Genomic DNA, 24616 nt, shown 5'->3' with positions numbered 1-24616 from the left:
ATGACTAACAGCATTGTTGAATTTGTTCGTCACCTGACAAACTTAAGTATAGAACTAGAGGTAGATGGCAATCGCTTGCGCTGTCATGCACCTGAAGGGGCGTTAACTCCTACACTACGTCAAGAAATAGCTGCACGTAAAACAGAAATTATCCTGTTTTTACAGCAAGCAAAGCAGGTCAAAACATCTCATCAATTACCCATTCAAAGAGTATCGCGGGATGGTAAGCTACCCCTGTCTTTTGCTCAACAGCGACTCTGGTTTTTGCACCATTTGTCACCAGACAGTCGTTCTTATAATTTGCTCGATGCTCAAAGACTAAATGGGTCGCTGAATATAGTTGCACTAGAGCAGAGCTTGAGCGAACTCATTCGCCGCCATGAAATCTTAAGAACAACTTTTCCTATAGCAGACGGGCAACCCGTACAGGTGATTGGTCCCTCTGCCTTAACTTTGCCCGTCCATGATTTACGGGAATTGTCAGCCCAGGAGCAAACTTACCAAATCGGGCAAATAGCACAATCTTTTGCGTCCCACCCCTTCGATCTAGCTGTTGGGCCATTAATACAATTCGCTCTACTCCAACTCAACGAGCAGGAGTCTGTACTGCTGTTGAAGATGCACCACATCATCTACGATGGCTGGTCTTTGAACATCTTCAAAAATGATTTATCCCAACTGTATGCAGCTTTTACTCAAGGATTGACCAACCCACTACCAGAATTACCCATTCAGTATGCTGACTTTGCAGTTTGGCAACGTCAGTGGTTGACAGGCGAAGTTCTGGAACGCCAGATGAATTACTGGCAGCAAAAGTTAGCTGATGCCCCTGTTACAGTAGAATTACCTACTGATAAACCACGTCCTCCAGTTCAGACCTTCCGAGGTGGCATTGAGCGGTTTAAACTGGATCGCCTTCTTACAGAACGTCTCAAGCAGTTGAGCCAAGAGTCAGATGTAACCTTATTTATGACTCTACTGGCAGCTTTTTTGGTCTTACTCTCTCGTTACAGCGGTCAGTTAGATATTATTGTTGGCTCTCCCATAGCTAACCGCAACAACAAGAGCGTCGAGCAGCTCATAGGTTTTTTTGCTAATACTATAGCATTAAGGGGCGATCTATCTGGCAACCCCAGCTTTGCTGACTTCTTAGCGCAAGTGCGGCAAACCACATTATCAGCTTATGCCAATCAGGACTTGCCCTTTGAAATGTTGGTGGAAAAGCTGCAACCAGAACGAGATTTAAGCCGCAATCCCCTAGTACAAGTGATGTTTTCCCTACAGAATGCCTCACAGTCTTTTTGGGATTTGCCCGGTTTAACCTTCCAGAAAATGTCCTTGCCACTTGATGAAATGGTCAGGTTCGATCTTGAAGTCAACTACTGGGAAGTTTCAGGAGGTTTAGAAGGCGTATGGTCTTACAGTGCAGACTTATTTGATGCGGCAACCATTGCCCGCATAGCTCAAAACTTTCAAACTTTATTACAAGCTATTGTTGCCAATCCCAAAGCGCGAGTTGCAGAATTACCACTTTTGACCATCGCAGAACGTCATCAATTATTGGTGGAGTGGAACAGCGCTCAAGTAAACTATTCCCAGGATAAGTGTATCCATCAGTTATTTGAGGAGCAGGTTCAACGTACACCTGATGCAGTAGCAGTTGTGTTTGGTAATCAACAACTCACTTATCAGCAGTTGAATACTCGCGCTAATCAATTAGCGCATTACTTGCGGTCTTTGGGTGTGAAAGCCGATGTGCTGGTCGGGTTGTGTGTAGAGCGATCGCCCTTAACGATTGTGGGCATACTGGGGATTCTCAAGGCAGGTGGTGCTTATGTACCACTTGATTCAGAGTACCCGACTGAGCGTTTGAGCTTTATGTTAGAAGACGCTCAACTTTCAGTGCTATTAACCCAACAGCAATTAGTAGAGTCTGTTCCCAAACACCAGGCGCGTGTAGTTTGTTTGGATACCGACTGGGAAAAGATAGCGCAAAACAGCAACTCGAATCCTGCAAACACTGTAACACCAGATAACCTAACATACGTCATCTACACTTCCGGTTCCACAGGTAAGCCCAAAGGTGTTTTAGTGAATCACTCTAATGTCACTCGTCTGTTTGCCGCTACAGAAGCTTGGTATAAATTTAACTCTGATGACGTGTGGACAATGTTCCACTCCTACGCCTTTGACTTCTCCGTATGGGAAATTTGGGGTGCATTACTGTATGGTGGACGACTCGTAGTCGTGCCTTACTTGGTGACGCGATCGCCTGAATCTTTCTACCAGTTATTGTCTCAAGAAAAAGTTACAGTTCTCAATCAAACACCTTCCGCCTTCCGCCAGTTAATTCAAGCCGAACAATCAATGACAACGACTCGCGAGTTGAACTTGCGCCTGGTTATTTTTGGTGGAGAAGCCCTAGAACTGTTGAGTTTGCAACCTTGGTTTGAGCGACACGGCGACACAAGACCCCAATTGGTAAATATGTACGGGATTACAGAAACGACCGTACACGTTACCTATCGCCCATTGAGCAAAGCCGATTTGCACAGTACAGCCAGTGTCATCGGTCGTCCGATCCCCGACTTACAAGTGTATGTCCTCGATGAACATCTTCAACCAGTACCAATTGGTGTCGGAGGCGAAATGTATGTTGGTGGGGAAGGAGTGACGTGTGGCTATCTCAATCGTCCCGAACTGACACAGCAAAGGTTTATCTCTCATCCGTTTAGCAAAAACCCGCAAGCAAGACTATACAAAACAGGAGATAAGGCGCGATATTTGCCGAATGGAGAGCTAGAGTATTTAGGACGCATCGACAATCAAGTGAAGGTGCGGGGCTTCCGCATTGAGTTGGGAGAAATTGAGGCATTACTGGCAACTCATCGAGATGTGTGGGAAAACGTAGTGGTAGTGCGAGAGGATGAACCGGGCGATAAACGTTTGGTTGCTTATGCAGTCGTGAGTGATGAATCGCTTACGACTAACCAATTGCGTCAGTTTCTCAAGGCAAAACTTCCAGAGTACATGGTGCCAAGTGCTTTCGTCATCTTGGAGTCTTTACCGCTAACTCCCAACGGCAAAGTAGATCGTCGCGCCCTTCCCAAACCAGAGTTAGACAGTACGCGACTGGAAAAATATGTCGCCCCACGCACACCTGTTGAGGAAATACTGGCACAAATTTGGGCGCAAGTTCTCAAAGTAGAACAAGTGAGCATTCACAATAACTTCTTTGAATTAGGCGGACATTCTCTATTAGCAACGCAACTGGTTTCACGCATCCGCAACATTTTTACAGTAGAACTACCATTGCGAGAGTTATTTGCTGCCGCTACAGTTGCTGAATTAGCTCAATCGATCGCGCAATTACAGCAACAGAATTTAGAACTTCATACACCACCTATTGTACCTAGGTCAGAAAATACTGAATTACCACTGTCGTTTGCTCAACAGCGTCTTTGGTTTTTAGACCAGTTACAACCAAATAGTTCTTTTTATAATATACCTATAGCGTTGCGTATTCTGGGAACGCTCAATCAAGTTGCTTTAGAACAAAGCTTACAAGAAATCATTGCTCGTCACGAAGCTTTACGCACCAACTTCATCGTCATTGATGGAAAACCAACTCAAATTATTCAACAACAGACGAATTGGACTGTTAATTTTGTCCAGTTGCAACATTTAACAAACAGTGAAAAAGAAATTGCCGCACAGCAATTAGCGCAACAACAAGCGATTCAAGCGTTTGACTTGGAACACGGAGCGTTAGTTAGGGCAACATTGGTAGTGCTGTCCGAGACAGAACATGTTTTATTGCTGTGTATGCACCACATTGTCTCTGATGGCTGGTCAATGAGCGTGTTGATCGAAGAACTAGCATCGCTCTACAATGCTTATTCAACAGGTCAGCCGTCACCCTTAGCACCGCTATCTGTACAGTATGCAGATTTCGCCTTATGGCAGAGACATTGGTTGCAAGGGAATGTATTGCAAAGTCAACTCTCGTACTGGCAGCAACAACTAGCAAATGCACCAACTTTATTGCCCCTACCCACAGATAGACCCAGACCTGCTGTGCAGACTTTCTCTGGGGCATATCAAGAATTTCCACTATCAGTTGAGTTAACTAATAGATTGGTAAAACTAAGTCAGGAGCAGGGAGCCACCTTGTTCATGACGTTGTTGGCAGCATTTGATACACTACTTTATCGTTACACGGGACAAGAAGATATATTGGTGGGGTCTCCCATCGCTAACCGCGATCGCTCTGAAATCGAAGGGTTAATTGGTTTTTTTGTCAATACCTTGGTCCTGCGTACTGACTTGGCAGGCGATCCGAGCTTTAGCGAATTATTGGATCGTGTTAGAAACATGGCAATGCAGGCATATACTCATCAGGACTTACCTTTTGAAATGCTACTCGAAGCATTGCAGCCAGGACGGGATCTGGGCCATACACCACTGTTCCAGGTGATGTTTTCACTCCAGAATAATTCTCTATCTGAATTGGAGTTAGCTGGATTAACTGTTAATCACCTAAAAGTAAAAGGTATAACTGCCAAGTTCGATTTAACTTTATTAATGCAGAAGACCTCCAATGGACTAGTAGGTGTGTGGGAGTACAACACTGATTTGTTTAATGCTAATACCATTGAGCGCATGACGGGTCATTTTTTGACATTACTTGAGGGTATTATCGCTAACCCACAACAGAAAATTTCCCAACTACCCCTACTGACACCATCTGAGCAACAGCAATTACTTGTCGAGTGGAACGATACAAGTGTTAATTATCCCCTAGATAAGTGCATTCATCAGTTGTTTGAGGAACAGGTTGACCGTATCCCTGATGCTGTAGCAGTTGTATTTGAAAAGCAACAACTTACCTATCACCAGTTAAATTGCCGTGCTAACCAGTTGGCACATTACCTCAAGTCTTTGGGAGTAGGAGCAGATGTACTGGTGGGTATTTGTGTGGAACGCTCAATAGAAATGGTCGTGGGACTATTAGGCATTCTCAAGGCGGGTGGAGCATATTTACCACTTGACCCCGAGTACCCAACCGAGCGTTTGCACTTTATGCTCGAAGATGCTCAAGCTCCAGTATTGTTGACCCAGCAGCGACTTGTTGATAGACTAGCTCAGCAGAAAACACAGATTGTCTGTTTGGATACTAAGGCTGAGATAATTTCTCAGTTCAGTCAGGACAATCCAATCCCTGAGACACAAGCAACTCATTTAGCTTATACAATTTATACCTCTGGTTCTACAGGTCAACCTAAGGGAGTGCTGATTGCTCATCAAGGGTTGTTAAATTTGGTGTTCTGGCACCAACGCGCCTTTGAAATCACTTCCTCAGACAAAGCTACTCAGCTAGCAGGAACAGCATTCGACGCTGCGGTTTGGGAATTATGGCCTTACCTCACCGCAGGAGCAACCATCTACTTAGTCAAATCTCAACTGCTTAGTTCCCTAGAAAATCTACGAGACTGGCTGATTTCCAACAAGATTACTATCAGTTTCCTGCCAACACCACTAGCTCAGGAATTCTTGTCTTTGGCATGGCCAACTGAAGGTTTGGCTTTACGAACTATCCTAACTGGTGGAGATAAGCTTCATCAATATCCATCAGAGTTAATTCCCTTCCAAGTCGTGAATAATTATGGTCCAACCGAGAATACTGTTGTTACAACTTCTGGGCTGGTAGTTGCCAAAGAACAAGAGCAGATATCACCAAGCATTGGGAAAGCGATCGCTAATACAAAAGTCTACATTCTAGATCGTAATTTACAACCAGTACCCGTGGGTGTGCCGGGAGAGTTGCATATTGGTGGCGTGGGGCTAGCAAGAGGCTACCTCAATCGTGACGAACTGACTCAGGAAAGATTTATTAACAACCCTTTTGACAATTCAAAATTATATAAAACAGGGGACTTGGCACGTTATTTACCAGATGGCAATATTGAATACTTAGGACGTATTGACAATCAAGTAAAAATACGCGGATTCCGCATTGAGCTGGGAGAAATTGAAGCCGCACTCAGTCAAAATAGCCATGTGCAAGCATCTTGTGTCATTCCCCGTGAAGATACCAGATCTGATAAATACCTAGTCGCCTACATAGTGCCACATCAAGACTCTACACCCACAATTAGCGAACTACGGCAGTACCTAAAAACAAAACTCCCAGAGTACATGGTGCCAAGTGCTTTCGTCATCTTGGAGTCCTTACCGCTAACTCCCAACGGCAAAGTAGACCGTCGCGCTTTGCCCAAACCAGAGTTAGACAGCACGCGACTAGAAAAGTATGTCGCCCCACGCACACCTGTGGAGGAAATACTGGTACAAATTTGGGCACAGGTGTTAAAAGTAGAGGCAGTGGGGATTTATGATAACTTCTTTGAACTTGGCGGACATTCGCTACTAGCAACGCAACTAGTTTCACGCATCCGCAACATTTTCAAAGTGGAACTACCATTACGAGAGTTGTTTGCAAAAGCAACAGTTGCCGAATTAGCACAATCGATCGGGCAATTACAACAACAAAACAAAGAACTGATTTCCCCACCGATTTTAAGACGGGCAAAAGATGCAGAATTACCACTATCATTTGCTCAAACACGGATGTGGTTTTTAGACCAGTTCGAGCCGAACACTGCCTTATACAATATCCCCATAGCTTTACGTATTGTTGGGACTCTCAATCAATCTGCCTTGGAACAAAGCTTACAAGAAATAATTGCTCGCCACGAAGCCTTACGCACCAACTTCATTGCAGTTGATGGACAGCTAACTCAAATTATTCAAACGCAAAGGAATTGGACAGTATCAGTTGTTGATTTACAGCATTTATCTACAGCCGAACAAGAAATAGCTGCACAACAATTAGCGCAACAACACGCTACTCAAACGTTTGAATTGGCAACACAAGCATTAGTTCGAGCAACATTAATAGTCCTATCCGAGACAGAACACGCCTTATTAGTGTGTATGCACCACATTGTCTCGGATGGCTGGTCAATGGGTGTATTTGTTCAAGAACTCGCATCGCTGTACACTGCTTATTCTCAAGGTCAGCTTTCACCCTTAACGCCACTACCAATTCAGTATGCAGACTTTGCGCTCTGGCAGCGACAGTGGTTGCAAGGTAATGTATTGCAAAGCCAATTGGATTATTGGCAAAAACAATTGGCAGATGCACCAACTTTATTAACACTGCCCGCAGACAGACCTAGACCTGCTGTGCAAACCTTTGCTGGCACATATCAAAAGTTTGCACTCTCTGTTGAGTTAACTCAAAAACTGAAAAAACTCAGCCAAGAGCAAGGAGTAACCTTGTTCATGACACTGTTGGCAGCATTTGATACTTTACTTTATCGCTATACAGGACAAGAAGATATTTTAGTTGGCTCACCGATTGCCAACCGAGATCGCTCTGAATTAGAAGGGTTAATTGGCTTTTTTGTCAATACACTAGTATTACGTACTCATGTCTCAGGCAATCCTAGCTTTAGCGAGTTACTAGCTCGTGTGCGGGAAATGGCTCTAGACGCCTATGCTCATCAGGATTTACCTTTTGAAATGCTAGTAGAGGCTTTGCAGCCAGAACGAGATCTCAGCCATGCGCCTCTGTTTCAGGTAATGTTTGTACTTAATAATAATTCTCAATATCAATTAGATTTGGCTGGGTTAACTGTCAGTCCATTGGCGGTAGAGAGTGGAACGGCCAAATTTGATTTAACTTTAGGAATGGAGAACACGCCTACCGGACTGGTCGGTGCGTGGGAATACAACACTGATTTATTTGATGCTTCCACCATTAAGCGATTGACCGATCGTTTTGTCACATTGCTCGAAGGTATTGTTGCTAACCCCCAAGAGCGAATTTCCCAATTACCTTTACTGACAACGACCGAGCAACAACAGTTATTAGTGGAGTGGAATAATACTCAGGCAGATTACCCTGAGAATAAGTGCATCCATCAGTTATTTGAGGAGCAGGTTGAACGTACTCCGGATGCAGTAGCAGTTGTGTTTGAAGGCGAACAATTGACCTACGAGCAGTTGAACACTCGTGCTAATCAATTGGCGCATGACTTGCGGTCTTTGGGTGTAAAACCAAATGTGCTTGTAGGTGTTTGTGTCGATCGCTCCATAGAAATGGTTGTAGGGTTACTGAGTATTCTCAAGGCGGGTGGGGCTTATGTGCCACTCGATCCTGAGTATCCTACTGAGCGTCTGCGCTTCATGTTAGAAGATGCTCAAGTTTCAGTGTTGCTTACGCAACAGCATCTAAGTAAGAAACTACTCGAGCATCAAGCTCGCATTGTCTATTTGGATACTGGAGCTTGCGAGTTTGCCCAGACCAGCGAAATTCCTAACGTCAGCGAAGTAACGTCATCAAACCTAGCTTATGTACTTTATACCTCCGGTTCTACAGGTAGACCAAAAGCAGTTGCTATCGAGCATCGCAGTCCTGTGGCTTTGGTGAGTTGGGCAAAAGAGATTTTTACAAAAGAAGAACTTGCTGGTGTCTTAGCTTCTACCTCTATTTGTTTTGACCTGTCGGTTTTTGAGTTGTTTGTGACTCTTAGCGTAGGTGGAAAAGTCATCTTAGCTCAAAATGCTTTGCACTTATCCACTCTAACTGCTGCCAACCAAGTCACTCTGATTAATACCGTTCCTTCTGCGATCGCACAGTTAATTCAAGATGATAATCTACCACAGCAAGTACGCACAGTTAATTTAGCTGGTGAACCTCTGCAAAATCAACTTGTGCAGCAAATTTATCAGCGCAGTCAAGTCAAGCGTGTATTCAATCTCTATGGTCCCTCAGAAGACACCACTTACTCAACATATAGCTTGGTAGAACAAGGCGCAACCACTTCACCAACCATCGGTCGCCCAATTTCTAACACGCAAATCTATATTCTTGACCAATATCTACAGCCAGTTCCCATAGGTATTCCAGGAGAGTTACACATTGGTGGTGCGGGATTGGCACGCGGCTACCTCAATCGGCCAGAATTAACACAAGAAAAATTCATTCCTAACCTCTTTAATACTGACCGCCTCTACAAAACTGGAGATTTAGCACGTTATTTACCAGATGGTAACATTGAATACCTAGGACGTATCGATAATCAAGTAAAAATTCGTGGCTTCCGCATCGAGTTGGGAGAAGTTGAAGCAGTATTGAGCCAACATAGCGATGTGCAAGCATCTTGTATCATCGCCCGTGAAGACACTCCTGGCGATAAACGCCTAGTTGCTTATGTAGTACCGAAGCAAGGCTTTGCACCCTCTATAAGCCAGTTGCGCTCCTTTCTCTCTGAGCAACTGCCGCAGTATATGGTGCCACATACTTTCGTCATCCTAGAGTTTTTACCCTTAACTCCCAACGGCAAGATAGACCGTCGCGCTTTGCCTGAACCAAACTCACACGGGTTAGTAGAACAAAGTTTTGTAGCCCCACGCAATCATATTGAAGAAATACTAACGCAGATTTGGGCAGAAGTTCTGAGAGTCAAACAAGTAGGTATTCATGATAACTTCTTTGAACTCGGTGGAGATTCCATCCTCAGTATTCAAATTCTTGCCAAAGCAAAGCAAGCAGGGTTGCAACTGACCCTCAAGCAACTGTTTGGAAATCAAACGATCGCGCAGTTGGCAGCAGTAGCAGGTACAGTGAAAGCGATCGAGGTAGAACAAGGATTAATCACAGGTACATTACCTCTTACACCAATTCAACACTGGTTCTTTGAGCAAAATCTCTCCCAACCGCACCACTTTAATCAAGCATTTCTGCTCTCAGTACCATCTGACCTCAAGCCAGAGCTATTAAAGCAAGCCTTGCAACAATTGCTCGTACATCATGATGCTCTACGCTTGTGTTTTACACAGTCTGAGTTTACTTGGCAACAAATTCACTCTACTCCGAATGATAACGTTGCTTTCTCTCAGATAGACTTATCGGCACTTCCAGAGAGCGAACAACAAGCAGCAATTGAAGCTAACGCCGCTTCCCTTCAAGCAAGTTTAAATCTATCAGAAAATTTAGTGCAGGTTGCCTTTTTCGCTCTGGGTATTGACAAAAGGGCGCGATTATTCATAGCAATTCACCACTTGGTGATTGATGGTGTTTCTTGGCGGATTTTATTAGAAGATTTGCAAACAGCTTACCAGCAACTTGCTCAAGGTCAAGCAATTGTGCTTCCTGCGAAGACAACATCTTTCAAGGATTGGTCTTACAAATTAACAGAATATGCACAGTCAGAAACTCTCAAATCTGAGGTTGTTTATTGGCTAAACGAATCTCGTTCCTCAGTTCCTTCTATTCCAATTGACTGTATGCGAGGAATAAACACTGTTGCATCTACCAGCACGGTATTAGTGTCGTTAAATGAGATTGAAACTCTTGCTTTACTGCAAGATGTGCCAAAAGCTTACAACACTCAAATTAACGATGTCCTCCTAACTGCTTTGGTACTGGTTTTAAGAAGATGGACAAATTCTAACCGTGCGCTGTTCAACCTAGAAGGTCATGGGCGGGAAGATATTATTGATGGTGTGGATTTGTCACGTACTGTCGGTTGGTTTACAACCATCTTCCCCGTGCTTGTGGAACTAGAAGCAACAGAAAATCCGGTGGATGCTTTAAAATCTGTCAAAGAACAACTGCGTGCTATTCCTAACAAAGGCATTGGCTACGGGTTATTGCGTTATCTGAGCCAAGATTCAGAAATCGTTACTAAACTACAGGCGTTCCCACCAGCCCAAATTAGCTTCAATTATTTGGGTCAATTCGATAGAGTTCTGAACACATCTACTTGGATGCAGTTAGCTAATGAATCTGCTGGAGTTGAGCATAGTTTAAACAATAACCGCGCTCATTTAATAGACATCAGCAGTATCATTTCCGAAGAACGACTCCAAATAAATTGGATTTACAGCAAAAATGTCCATCAACACGCGACAATTGAGAATTTAGCACGAGAATTTGTCAAAACATTACAAGAACTCATTGCCTATTGTTTAGATCCCCAAAATGGCGGTTACACACCTTCTGATTTCCCACTCATTAAGCTTAACCAACGAAAACTAGACCAACTGTTAGTAAGCCCAGCATTGAAACAAGGACTGGAACAAACTCACTGGCAAAACATTGAGGATATTTATCCGCTCTCTCCCATGCAACAGGGTATGTTGTTTGAGAGTTTGTATGCTCCAGACTCAGGAGTCTATTTCGAGCAGGTCATTTGCACTCTGACAGGGAATTTGGATGTCAAAGCATTTGAAAAAGCTTGGCAGCAGTTGGTAGCGAGGCATTCAATTTTGCGGACTGGTTTTGTTTGGGAGCAATTGTCCCAGCCACTGCAAGTTGTGTATCGGCAAGTCAAAGTTACTGTAGAGGTTTATAACTGGCAAGAGCTATCTGCACGAGAACAGCAACAGCAATTAGAGCTTTTCTTAAAGTCACAGCGACAACAAGGTTTTCAACTGTCTGTTGCACCACTTATGCGCTTGTATCTGATTCAGTTGAGTACTGATAGCTATCAATTCGTTTGGAGTCATCATCATCTATTGCTTGATGGTTGGTCGTTACCTTTGGTTTTCAAAGACTTGCTGTATTTTTATCAAGCAATTTCTCAGGGTGAAAGTTTACACTATCAATCAACTCCAAACTACCGCAACTATATTGCTTGGCTACAGAAACAAGATTTAACTCTAGCTGAAAAATTCTGGAGGCAAAAACTTCAAGGTTTTACCGCCCCCACTCCTTTAGCGGTGGATAAACTATTGCCAAACCGGGAAAATGGCAACATTGGCTACAGCGAACAGCAAATTCATTTAACAGTACCAGCAACAGCCGCAGTTGGGTCTTTTGCACGACAGCATCAATTGACAATTAGTAATTTAATACAGGCAGTTTGGGCAATACTACTGTGTCGTTACAGCCAAGAAACAGATGTCGTGTTTGGCGCGACTGTGTCTGGGCGTCCGCCATCGCTTATGGGTATTGAGTCGATGGTAGGGCTATTTATCAACACGTTACCAGTGCGAGTTCAAGTTTCAGCAAATACTCAATTACTAGATTTGCTAAAGGATTTACAGGCGCAACAAGTTGAGTCTGAGCAATACTCATACAGTTCGCTAGCAGATATTCAAGGTCTTAGCGAAGTTCCCAGAGAAATGTCTTTGTTCGAGAGTCTTGTTGTTTTCGAGAACTATCCTGTTGATGCAACAATGCGATCGCACAATTACGGTTTCGACCTAGAGAATATTCACGGCATTGAACAAACTAATTATCCCCTAACTTTAGTTGCGATCGCCCGCGAACAATTGTTGGTAAAAATTAGCTACGATACCAGTCGCTTTGATGATGCAACGATTGCTCGAATGTTGGGTCATTTTCAAACATTGCTTGAAGGTATTATTGCTAACCCAGAGCAGCACTTAGCACAATTGCCCTTGCTGACACCATCCGAGCAACAGCAGTTAATTTTCGAGTGGAACGATACCAGCCTTGCTTATTCTGTAGATAAGTGCATTCATCAGTTATTTGAGGAGCAGGTAAGGCGTACACCAAATGCTGTAGCGGTTGTATATGAAAATCAACAACTTACATATTGGGAATTAAACTGTCGTGCTAACCAGTTAGCTCACTACTTACGCTCCTTGGGCGTGGGAGCCGATGCACTTGTTGGTTTGTGTGTGGAACGCTCAATAGAAATGGTCGTGGGACTACTAGGCATTCTCAAAGCGGGTGGGGCTTATGTACCTTTAGACCCAACATATCCCCAAGAACGCTTGGCTTATATGCTAAATGATTCACAAGTGCGGGTATTGTTGAGTCAAGAGAAATTACTCGCTGAGCTACCAGAACATGGGGCGTGTGTAGTCTGCTTGGATACAGATTGGGAAAGTATATCTACTAGAAGTAAAGATAATCCCACTAGTGATTCGATCGCTAATAACTTAGCTTATGTTATATACACATCAGGCTCTACAGGTAAGCCCAAAGGCGTATTAGTGAATCACTCTAATGTCACTCGTCTGTTTGCCGCTACAGAAGCTTGGTATAAATTTAATTGCGATGACGTGTGGACAATGTTCCACTCCTACGCCTTTGACTTCTCCGTATGGGAAATTTGGGGTGCATTGCTCTATGGTGGACGACTGGTAGTCGTGCCTTATTTGGTGACGCGATCGCCTGAATCTTTCTACCAGTTATTGTGTCAAGAAAAAGTTACAGTTCTCAATCAAACACCTTCCGCTTTCCGCCAGTTAATCCAAGCCGAACAATCAATGATAACGACTCGCGAGTTAAACTTGCGCCTGGTTATTTTTGGTGGAGAAGCTTTAGAACTGTTGAGTTTGCAACCTTGGTTTGAGCGACACGGCGACACAAGACCCCAATTGGTAAATATGTACGGGATTACAGAAACAACCGTACACGTTACCTATCGCCCATTGAGCAAAGCCGATTTGCAGGGTACAGCCAGTGTTATCGGTCGTCCGATCCCCGACTTACAAGTATATGTCCTAGATGAAAATCTTCAACCAGTACCAATTGGTGTTGGGGGCGAAATGTACGTTGGTGGGGAAGGGGTAGCGCGTGGCTATCTCAATCGTCCCGAACTCACACAACAAAGGTTTATTTCTCATCCGTTTAGCAAAAACCCGCAAGCAAGACTATACAAAACAGGAGATAAGGCGCGATATTTGCCGAATGGAGAGCTAGAGTATTTAGGACGCATCGACAATCAAGTGAAGGTGCGGGGCTTCCGCATTGAGTTGGGAGAAATTGAGGCATTACTGGCAACTCATCGAGATGTATGGGAAAACGTAGTAGTAGTGCGAGAGGACGAACCGGGCGATAAACGTTTGGTTGCTTATGTAGTATCACAGCAGGAACAATCTCTTACAACCCCAGAATTGCGTCGCTTCCTTAGCAACCAACTGCCAAGCTACATGGTGCCAAGTGCTTTTGTACAGTTAGCATCTCTACCACTGACAGCAAATGGTAAAATAGATCGTCGCGCTTTAAGAGCACCTGATAATGCCAGACCAGAACTAGAAGATGTGTTTGTCGCGCCCAGCACGAGAGAAGAAAAAATATTAGCTGCTATTTGGGCTAAAGTTCTCGGTGTCGGGCAAGTCGGTATTCATGATAACTACTTTGCTTTAGGTGGAGATTCTATTCGTAGCATTCAAGTGCTGTCTGAAGCTAAAGAACAAGGTTTGGGTATCTCTCTTGCACAGCTATTCCAACATCAAACAATTCATGCGCTAGTTCAAGAACTCAAAACCCAAGCGCAGAACCTTACACAATTATCATCAACTCAACCATTTAGCTTAATTGCGATCGCTGATAAAGAACACTTACCTGATGGTGTAGAAGATGCCTATCCCCTTGCGATGCTGCAAATGGGAATGCTCTACCACAGTGAGTACAACAAAGATAGCGCATTATATCACGAAATTAGCAGCTTTTATCTCAAAACTCGTCTTGATGTTCGACTTTTGCAGGTCGCTGTCCGAGATTTAGTCAGTCATCATGCTTTACTGCGGACTTCATTCGACCTAAGTAACTTCAGTATTCCGTTGCAATTAGTTCACCAGCAAGTTGAGCTTCCCTTGCAGGTAGAGGATTGGTGTCACTTGAATCATTCCCAGCAAGAAGAAGCCCTAACTGCTTGGTTTGAAGCCGAAAAGAAACGGCATTTTGATTGGACTCAACCTCCTCTATTACGCTTTGTTGTTCATCGTCGTACACGGGAGACATTTAATCTCACGTTGAGTTGCCACCACGCTATTTTAGACGGGTGGAGTGTTTCCTCAATGATGACTGAGTTGTTTAGTCGTTATTTATCACTTTTAGGCGAACAAGCCGATCGTGTATCGCCACCATTAAGTATTGCATACCGAGATTTTGTCGCTTTAGAGCAACAAGCGATCGTTTCATCGTCAACTCAGCAATACTGGAATGAGAAGCTACAAAACAGCACTTTCACTAAAATACTTCGCTGGTCTTCTGTACCAACAAATACTAATGTTATAGAAGTTGGCGTACAAGACGTAACTTTATCTCCACAAATTTCTGAAAGCTTAAAACAACTGGCTCAATCCGCAGAAGTTCCACTTAAGAGTGTGCTGTTGGCTGCTCATCTGCGAGTGTTAAGTCTTCTGGGCGGTCAGTCAGACGTACTAACAGGTTTAGTCGCAAACGGGCGACCCGAACAAAGTGATGGCGAGCGAGTCCTGGGACTATTCCTCAATACTTTGCCATTCCGCCTGGAATTGACTGGAGGGAGATGGATAGAGTTAGTACAGCAAGTGTTTGCCGCCGAACGAGAAATGTTACCGCACCGCCGCTATCCACTAGCAGAAATCCAAAGGAATTTGGGTGATGAGCCTTTATTTGAGACGGCGTTTAACTTTGTGCATTTTCATGTCTACCAACAGGTGTTGGAACTGGATAATTTGCAACTACTGGGTGTGAAATTTTTTGAACAAACCAATTTCACGTTTGCTGCTCAATTTAGTGTGAATCCAAAGTCATCTGAGGTAGAACTACGACTTCAGTACGATGCGTTAAAGTTATGCCCCGAACAAATCAATAGAATTGGCGAATACTATCTCAACGCTTTAGTAGCAATGGCAAACCAGCCACAAGGGCGCTACGAGTTGCAATCTCTTATTTCCGAACACGAGCAACACCAGTTATTAGTTGAATGGAACCACACTCAAGCAGATGACTCTCAAGATAAGTGTATCCATGAGTTATTTGCAGCGCAGGTTGAGCGTACCCCGGATGCAGTAGCAGTGGTCTGTAACGATCGCCAATTGACCTACCAGCAGTTGAACACTCGTGCCAATCAATTAGCACATTACTTGCGCTCATTGGGTGTGGGGGCAAATGTACTGGTTGGGTTGTGTATAGAACGTTCGTTAGAGATGTTGGTGGGACTGCTTGGCATTCTTAAAGCAGGTGGAGCTTGTGTACCCCTTGACCCAGACTATCCCCAAGACCGCTTGAGTTTTATATTAGAAGATACTCAAGTTGCGGTGCTAGTAACCCAGCAGCACCTTGTAGAAAGACTGCCTGAGTATCAAACGCAACTTGTTCGTTTGGATACCAATAAGCATCTCATCTCCAAGCAGAGCCAGGAAAATCCCATTAGTGTTGTACAAGCAGCTAACTTGGCTTATGTAATTTATACCTCTGGTTCTACAGGCAGACCTAAAGGAGTTATGGTTTCACATGGTGCGATCGCCAACCACTGCTGTATTATGCAAGAGGTTTTTGCACTTAGGCCAAGCGATCGCGTGCTCCAGTTTGCCTCAATCAACTTCGATCCCTCATGGGAGCAGATATTTCCTACACTGATGGTTGGCGCGACCTTGTTGGTTCGAGGTGCGGATGTATGGACTCCAACAAAGTTACATCAAATAATTTCCGATTTTGGACTTACTGTCGTTAATCTTCCAACGGCTTATTGGCAACAATTAGCTCAAGAGTGGGCGACAACACAAGTGCGAGATGGGAGCAGTCAACTGAGACTTGTAATTGTTGGTGGAGAAGCGATGTTGCCTAAATACGTTGCTGTTTGGCAACAGATCCCAATGTCTGATGTTCGTTTGGTCAATGCTTATGGTCCCACAGAAGCAACTATCACAGCAACCCTGTTTGAAATTCCCCCTCACTTCGGTGAAGACACCAATCTCACCACAGTTCCTGTTGGTCGTCCTTTAATTAACAAAACTGTATACATTCTCGATCCTCACCTACAACCAGTACCTGTGGGTGTGCCAGGAGAGTTGTATATTGGTGGTAACTGTTTGGCACAAGGCTACCTTAACCTTCCAGAATTGACCAAAGAGAAATTCATTCCCAACCCGTTTAGCACCGATCAAAATTCCCGCTTGTACAAAACAGGGGATTTAGCACGCTATTTACCAAATGGCAACATTGAATACCTGGGACGCATTGATAATCAAGTCAAAATTCGGGGCTTTCGGATCGAGTTAGGTGAGATCGAAGCAGTACTAAGCCAACATGACGGTGTGCAACTATGCTGTGTCATCATCCGTGAAGATACCCCAGGCGATAAAAGCTTAGTCGCTTACATTGTGCCACAACAAGAGGTGACACTGACAAACAGAGAACTGCGACAATACCTGAAAACAAAGGTGCCAGAGTACATGATACCTAATGCTTTTGTTTTCCTAAAAGAACTGCCATTAACTACTCACAGCAAAATAGACCGCCGTGCTTTACCTGTACCTTCTAGCACCAGTAATTCTGATAGATTCGTTGCACCTCGCAACCACTTAGAACTGCAACTCACTCAACTCTGGTTAAAGATTCTTAAAATTGACAAGGTAGGAGTACAAGATAACTTTTTTGACCTCGGTGGTCATTCGCTTGTAGCTCTCCACTTAATGGCGCAAATTAAACAGCAGCTTGGTAAAGATATTCCCTTAGCAACCTTCTTGCAGAATCCCACTATCGAACAGTTGGCGACAATTGTCCAAAAAGATTTGAATGACTCTAGTGAATCTTGTTTGGTAGCAATTCAACCAAATGGTTCTCAGCCACCTTTGTTTTGCCTTCCAGGAGCTGGTGGAACTCCTTTCTACTTGTATAATTTAGCTCGTTGTCTGGGACAAGACCAACCATTTTACAGTTTCCAAGCCAATAGCTTTGCAGTTCTCACTAAAGTTGAGGATATAGCCACCCATTACGTTCAAGCACTACAAGATATTCAACCACAAGGACCATATTTTTTAGCAGGTCATTCTTTTGGAGGGAAAATAGCCTTTGAAATGGCTCAACAGTTACTTCACAAGGGACATGAAGTTGCTCTAGTTGCCATTCTTGACAGTACAGCACCGTTTTACCAAGAAAAGCCAATAGGTTTTGATTGGGATGATGCTAGATGGCTGGCTGAGTTTGCCAGATCGATAGAACGTTTCTTAGCGAAGAACTTGGAGATTTCTGACGATACTTTTCAATCTTTGGTTTGGGAGGAGCAACTAAAATACGTTCTACAGCGTTTAAAAATGGTTGATATTCTGCCTCCCGATGCTGATATTATACAGCTTAACAATCTAGTGCAAGTTCTGAAAACTAACTCTCTCATGAATTATGTACCACAACAGGTTTATCCAACACAAATTGCTTTGTTACGCTCCAGCGAAACTTCTGTTGAAGAACCTATAGGTGAATTACCTTCCGATCTCTTGCAAGATTCGGCATGGGGCTGGAATAAGTTTTCTGTTGCACCAGTGGATGTCCAGTTTGTCCCTGGCAACCATACCACGATGATGACTCAACCTTACGTTCGGGTTTTAGCCGAACGGTTAAAAGCTTTTATTGAGCAAGCCAAAATCTAATTGCCAATATGCTTACTAAGAGATTGTTTGAAAAGTGCTTGGCTGTGATTTTAGGTACTCAGCGATCCCCCCTAGCCCCCCTTAAAAAGGGGGGAAAATACTCTTAAAGTCCCCCTTGAAAAGGGGGATTTAGGGGGATCTACGATGATTTTGGCTTTGTTCCAGAGATGTGTACACTACCGTAGCCGATAAATTGGGGGGGGGAAATACTCTTAAATTCTCCATGAATTAGGGAATTTAGTGGAAGCTTGAATGTTTTGCTTCTGATGAAAGGACTTTTAAAACATCCTCTAATTACTGGAGGTTCGGTAAAATTTTGAATTTTGCTCTCAGGACTTAATTGTTTATCGCAAAAAATCTGATTTTGTTTCTAAGATATGGCAACTCAAGTTATTCAAAGTCAAGCATCAACAAATGCTTTATCAGCTTTTATTCAATTTTGGAACGATGTAAAAGCGATCGCGGGAAATTACTGGTATCCAACAAAGCCAGGTGAAAGAGCATTTACAGATGTAATTAAAGCATGGGGAATGCTTATTCTCCTAATCTTATTAATCATCACTCTCGTAGGTGTAACTGTTTTTAATAGTTTTGTTAGTCGTTATTTAATCGATATCATCACTAAAGAAAAGGATTTTACTAAATTTTTTAATACATTATGGATTTACGGCATAGCCCTTGTCTTAGTAACGCTCTTGGTAGGATTTACTAAATTTGTTAGAAAACAAATTGCTCTAGATTGGTATCAATGGCTAAATAATTACGTCTTATCAAAATATTTCAGCAACCGAGCTTATTATAAAATTAACTTTACATCCGATATAGATAATCCCGATCAACGTCTAGCTCAAGAAATCGAACCTATTGCTAACAATGCTCTCAACTTTTCAGCAACTCTCCTAGAGAAAGTACTGGAAATGACAGCTTTTTTAATAATTCTTTGGTCAATTTCTCAACAAGTTGCAATTATTTTAATTGCTTATACGGTAATAGGAAATTTGATTGCAGTTTACATAACTCAAGAATTTAATAAAATTAATCAAGAAGAACTCGAATTAAAAGCTGACTACAGTTATGCACTAACTCATGTTCGTACTCATGCTGAATCAATAGCTTTCTTTCAAGGAGAACACCAAGAATCAAATATCATTCAACGCCGATTTAGTAATTTGATGAAAGTTGTCAAACGTAAGGTGACATGGGAAAGAAATAAAGACATTTTTAATAGAGGATATCAAGCAGTAATTCAAATATTTCCAATTATCATATTTGGTCCTTTAGATATTAGAGGTGAAATGGGGTTTGGCGAAATTAGCCAAGCTTCTTTAGCTTGTAGCTTATTTGCTAATGCTTTGGCAGAATTGATTAATGAATTTGGGACTTCTGGGCGGTTTTCTAGTTACGTTCAACGTTTATCTGATTTTTCTGACGCTTTAGAAGAAGTCACTAAACAACCAGAAAATGCCAGTACAATTAAGACAATAGAAGAAAACCATCTTGCTTTTGAGCATGTCACTCTACAAACACCTAACTATGAACAGGTCATTGTCGAAGATCTGTCACTTGCTGTTCAGCCAGGGGAAGGTTTATTAATTGTTGGACCGAGTGGTCGCGGTAAAAGCTCTTTATTGAGAGCGATTGCAGGTTTGTGGAATGCAGGAACCGGTCGTTTGGTGCGACCTCCTTTAGAAGAAGTATTGTTTTTACCCCAACGTCCTTACATCATCTTAGGAACTTTGCGCGAACAGTTGCTTTATCCCAAGACAAATCGTCACATGACCGACGCACAGCTTAAAGAAGTTTTGCAACAAGTTAACCTGCAAAATTTGCTCAGTCGAATTGAAAGCTTTGATACAGAAGTTCCTTGGGAAAATATATTGTCCTTAGGAGAACAACAACGCCTTGCTTTCGCACGACTATTAGTTACTCATCCCAGGTTCACAATATTAGATGAGGCAACAAGTGCCTTGGATTTGAAAAATGAAGGAAGTTTATATCAACAATTACAAACAACGAAAACAACATTTATTAGTGTAGGGCATAGAGAAAGTCTGTTTGATTATCATCAATGGGTTTTAGAACTTTCACAAGATTCCAGGTGGCAACTTGTGACTGTGCAGGAATATCGAAATCAAAAAACAATAAATATTCAAAGCACGCCCAATAATGAGTCGCAAAGTCAATCACAAATATTGACGGAAGCAATCACAAGTGAAGGGCTTTCTCATAAGGAAATAAGTGAATTAACTAACTATTCCATTAGCACTATCAGAAGTAAGGCAAGCAAAGGAAATTCTATCACTACTAGGGACGGCTTGACGTACTGCTATAACAAGAACCCAAGTGTGTTGAAATGGGTGAGAGTTTAGGTGAATTATCGCCTATGAAAAAATAATTTTCTATTTTAGGGAGGTAAACCTAAGTTGTGTGTAGATCGTAGTTTCTAACAAGAGACGCAGAGAGTGAGATATCGTCGAACTTATGTTAAATCATTCATCTTGTGGAACGGGAGAGGACGCCCGCCCTACAAGAAATTTTGAGTTCTTTTTTAACAAAAGGCAGCCCCGATCGCGGGCAGAGGGCAGCTATGTAATGCCCTTGTACTTCTCGTGACCGCAAGGGAGCAAGGGTAACGGTCCCTGCACCATAATCTATTGATTTGGTGAGTCCAGCCACACGTGCGGGTTTCCCGCCGGGTGGGCTGGCGAACCCGGAGGGTGGCAAACAATTGGTGAGTCCAGAGAAAGTAGGCGGGTCTCCCGCGACCACCGGGACTGGCGAACCCGTATAGCCCTGCGGGCATAGCTTCGCAACGCGTATAGCCCTTACGGGCATAGCAGAAGGCATCGCGGAGCGTGCGCTTTGCGCTTAGCGTGTGCCTTGCACATTGCGTCTCCGCTCCTGAGATAGGGCGAACAAGGGAGAGTAGTGGGTTGAAGCCTTTACCATATTGCACGCCATCTGCCAGCTGCCATCTGCCTTCTTCACAAGTTCCTTAATTCTCTTCCCTTCCATGGACTTGAGCCGGTGGGCTAGTTGCTTCAACAGCTGTAAATGACTCTAGGATTTTGTAAGTGTGAGACGCTCCTTTTGGTACGACCCATGAAGTCCCAGGCTCTAGCAAAACCATTTGTCCTTCAATATGCAACTCAGCACGACCGCTAATGACATAACCAACAGTTTCGTATTCCCGTGAAGTTGGTTCTTTAGGTTCATTGGGTTGTTCATTTTCCCAAAGGCGCATTGAAACAGTCTTACCGGAAGCAAGATACTTTTGACCCTGTTCGCCTTTAGGGGAATGAGCTGAATCTATTTTCTTAACAGTTGTATCTGGCATATGTGTTTCCTCAAGATCGTTAGTGGTTAATGGTTAGTTGTTGGTGGTTATGAGAATAACAACTAACAACTAAACTATTGTTCAAACTTTTACCTTTTCGCCTGTACGAGCTGCTTGGTAAATTAAGTTCATGAGTTTGACATCTTGCAAGCCTTCTTCACCAGGAGTCTTGGGCTGCTTGTTTGTCATAATGGACTCAGAAAGGTGATCTATTTCTAGAGCAAACTGGTTTTTCTCTTCAATGTTTTGCTCTTCCCTTCGATTATTTCGGCTAATATACAGACGGTGTTGATAGTAGTCTGTAGCTGGGTCTAATTCTAAAACTGCGTCAGACCCAAAAACTTGAATGCGTTTCGTATTGGAGTAACCATAACTGGAAGTACAGTTAGCAAGCACACCACTGGGAAAACGTAACGTGAAGTTAACATTTTCTTCAACCTGACGGAAGCGGGTGTCTCCTGGAGTGCTGTAGGTAAAGGCAGTAATTTCTGTGGGTTCTTCACCTGTAATGTATCTTGCCGCTTGCAAGCTGTAAATACCAATATCGTAAAGAGAACCTCCACCTGCTAGTTTTTTGTCCATGCGCCAAACGTCTGCAGGGTCTTTGGGGTCAAGAATACGTCCGTGGTCAGAAGTTACAACTTTTAATTTTCCCAGTTTGCCACTTTGAGCAAGTTGAATCGCGGCTAGGTTGTAGGGTTCATACTGAGCGCGATAAGCAATCATTAACTTACGGTTTGCTTTTTTGGCTGCGTCAATCATTGCTTGGCATTCTGCGACAGTGTTTGCCATTGGCTTTTCACACATAACGTGCTTACCAGCCTGTGCGCCACGAATAGTATATTCGGCGTGCATCCCGTTAGGTAAGATAATATAGACTACATCTACCTCTGGGTTATTGCGAAGATTATCGTAGCTTTGATAGTCGTAAATATTTTTTGAGTTGATACCGTACTGTCGTGCATACTTTTCTGCTTTGGCGCGATCGCCACTCACCAAGGCGACCAGTTTTGACCTTTTGCACTCAGCAAATGAAGGCATGATTTGTTCGGTAGCAAACTTACCCAACCCTACAACTGCCCATCCCAGCTTTTTCTCAGGAGGCAAAGAAGGTTCTTTAGATGGTGCAGGTCCAGCTTGGGCTAGAGTCCGAGCGGGTTTAATAATATACCCCATAGCTCCAGTGACACCAAGGGCCATAAAGCCAAAACCTGCTTTATTTAAAAGATTGCGGCGAGAAAGTTCTTTTCTGAAGGAATCAAACATAATTTATTGCTAATTGCTAATTGCTAATTGCTAATTGCGATTGACAATTAGCCCTCCCTTGTATCTCAGAAGCGGAGACACTATGTGCAAGGCACACGCTCCGCGTTGCCTTCTGCTATGCCCGTAAGGGCTATACGCCAGTCCCGGTGGTCGCGGGAAACCCGCTTATGGCACTGGTCTCATCGCCTACAGCGCTGGACTCACCATTAGCTATTAGCCATTAGCTATTAGCCATTAGCCATTAGCCATTACGGTTTAAGTACAATCTTGATACAGTTGTCTTTTTTGTGCTTGAAAATTTCGTATCCATGGGGTGCCTGTTCTAAAGGCAAACGATGGGTAATGATAAAGGTGGGATCGATGTCACCATTTTGAATGTGCTCAAGTAAAGGACGCAAGTACTTGTGTACGTGTGTTTGTCCCGATTTGAAGGTCAAGCCTTTGTTCATGGCTGCACCCATGGGGATTTTGTCTAAGAAGCCACCATAAGCACCGGGAATGGAGACATGACCGCCTTTACCGCAACTTAGAATAACCTGTCTTAATGCGCTTGGTCTGTCTGTTTCCAGGCGTACCACTTGTTTAACTCGATCGTGGAACGCTATAAAATCTGTTCCATGGGCTTCGAGTCCTACAGCATCAATAACTGCATCGGGACCGCGCCCGCCTGTCATTTCTTTGAGAACATCACCGACGTTCACTTCTTCGTAATTCAAGACTTCTGCTTTGGCTTGTTGTTGTGCCATTTGCAAGCGTTCGGGAATGCGATCGATGGCAATAACTCGCTCAGCACCTAGCATATAAGCACTTTTGATAGCAAATTGTCCAACGGGTCCGCAACCCCAAACGGCGACAATATCACCGGGTTTGATGTTGCAGTTCTCTGCTGCCATGTAACCTGTTGGAAAAATATCAGTTAAAAATAAGACTTGCTCGTCCGTTAATCCATCAGGAATTTTGAATAATCCAACATCTGCAAATGGCACTCTCGCGTACTCTGCTTGACCGCCTGCATAACCACCAAATAAATGGGAGTAGCCAAATAGACCCGATGGTGAATAACCCATAACTTTTTCTATCATCCAGCCATTGGGGTTGGAGTTATCGCACAACGACCATAAATCTCGTTGGCAGAAAAAGCAGTTACCACAGGATATAGTAAAAGGAACAACAACGCGATCGCCTACCTTTACTCTCTTGACTTCACTGCCAATTTCAACAACTTCTCCCATAAATTCGTGACCGAGGATGTCACCCTTTTCCATAGTCGGGATAAAGCCGTCGTACAGGTGTAGGTCAGATCCGCAGATTGCTGTTGAGGTAATTTTGATAATGGCGTCACGCGGATTCAAAATTTTTGGATCGGGTACTGTATCAACTTGTACTTTGTTAGCACCTTGCCAGCAAACTGCTTTCATGTCAATAGTCCTTTGTGATTAGGAAATGAGGAGGTAGGAAAGGGAAACTTGAGGTTACCCCCTGAGGATAAGCTACGGCGGTGTACAGATCTCTAAAAAAGAGATGAAACATCGTGAAAAGGGAGAATTGGAATTCAGTTCCCCCCTTTTTTAAGGGGGGTTAGGGGGGATCGAAACCGCTTTTAATGCA

Annotated in this window: 5 protein-coding genes; 2 read left to right on the top strand and 3 right to left on the bottom strand. The window is 43.4% G+C overall.

The annotated features are described in order from the left end of the window. Together HC643_RS34640 and HC643_RS34635 are read left to right on the top strand one after the other, a co-directional pair. Positions 1-18405 carry a non-ribosomal peptide synthase/polyketide synthase gene (locus HC643_RS34640; RefSeq protein ID WP_167844812.1) on the top strand — a complete coding sequence of 6135 codons (18405 nt, stop codon included), beginning with the start codon at positions 1-3 and terminating at the stop codon, positions 18403-18405. Positions 18406-18782: 377 nt separating this feature from the next. Next, positions 18783-20774 carry an ABC transporter ATP-binding protein/permease gene (locus HC643_RS34635; RefSeq protein WP_038083013.1) on the top strand — a complete coding sequence of 664 codons (1992 nt, stop codon included), beginning with the start codon at positions 18783-18785 and terminating at the stop codon, positions 20772-20774. Between the two features lie 626 nt (positions 20775-21400). On the opposite strand, the gene HC643_RS34630 is transcribed toward HC643_RS34635, so the two are convergent. From HC643_RS34630 to HC643_RS34620, 3 genes are all read right to left on the bottom strand, one after another. After that, on the bottom strand, positions 21401-21742 hold the full coding sequence (locus HC643_RS34630) for a cupin domain-containing protein (protein ID WP_038083014.1): 342 nt from the start codon (positions 21740-21742) through the stop codon (positions 21401-21403). A gap of 81 nt (positions 21743-21823) precedes the next feature. Beyond that, positions 21824-23008 carry a Gfo/Idh/MocA family protein gene (locus HC643_RS34625; protein WP_038083015.1) on the bottom strand — a complete coding sequence of 395 codons (1185 nt, stop codon included), beginning with the start codon at positions 23006-23008 and terminating at the stop codon, positions 21824-21826. Positions 23009-23256: 248 nt separating this feature from the next. Next, positions 23257-24426: a zinc-dependent alcohol dehydrogenase gene (locus tag HC643_RS34620; RefSeq protein ID WP_038083016.1), complete on the bottom strand. Its 1170-nt coding sequence runs from the start codon at positions 24424-24426 to the stop codon at positions 23257-23259. Positions 24427-24616 lie beyond the last annotated feature (190 nt).

This window comes from Tolypothrix bouteillei VB521301 (genome assembly GCF_000760695.4).
GTDB lineage: Bacteria > Cyanobacteriota > Cyanobacteriia > Cyanobacteriales > Nostocaceae > Scytonema > Scytonema bouteillei_A.
Note: the sequence above shows the minus strand (reverse complement) of the source record. Positions and strands in the feature narration are given on the sequence as shown.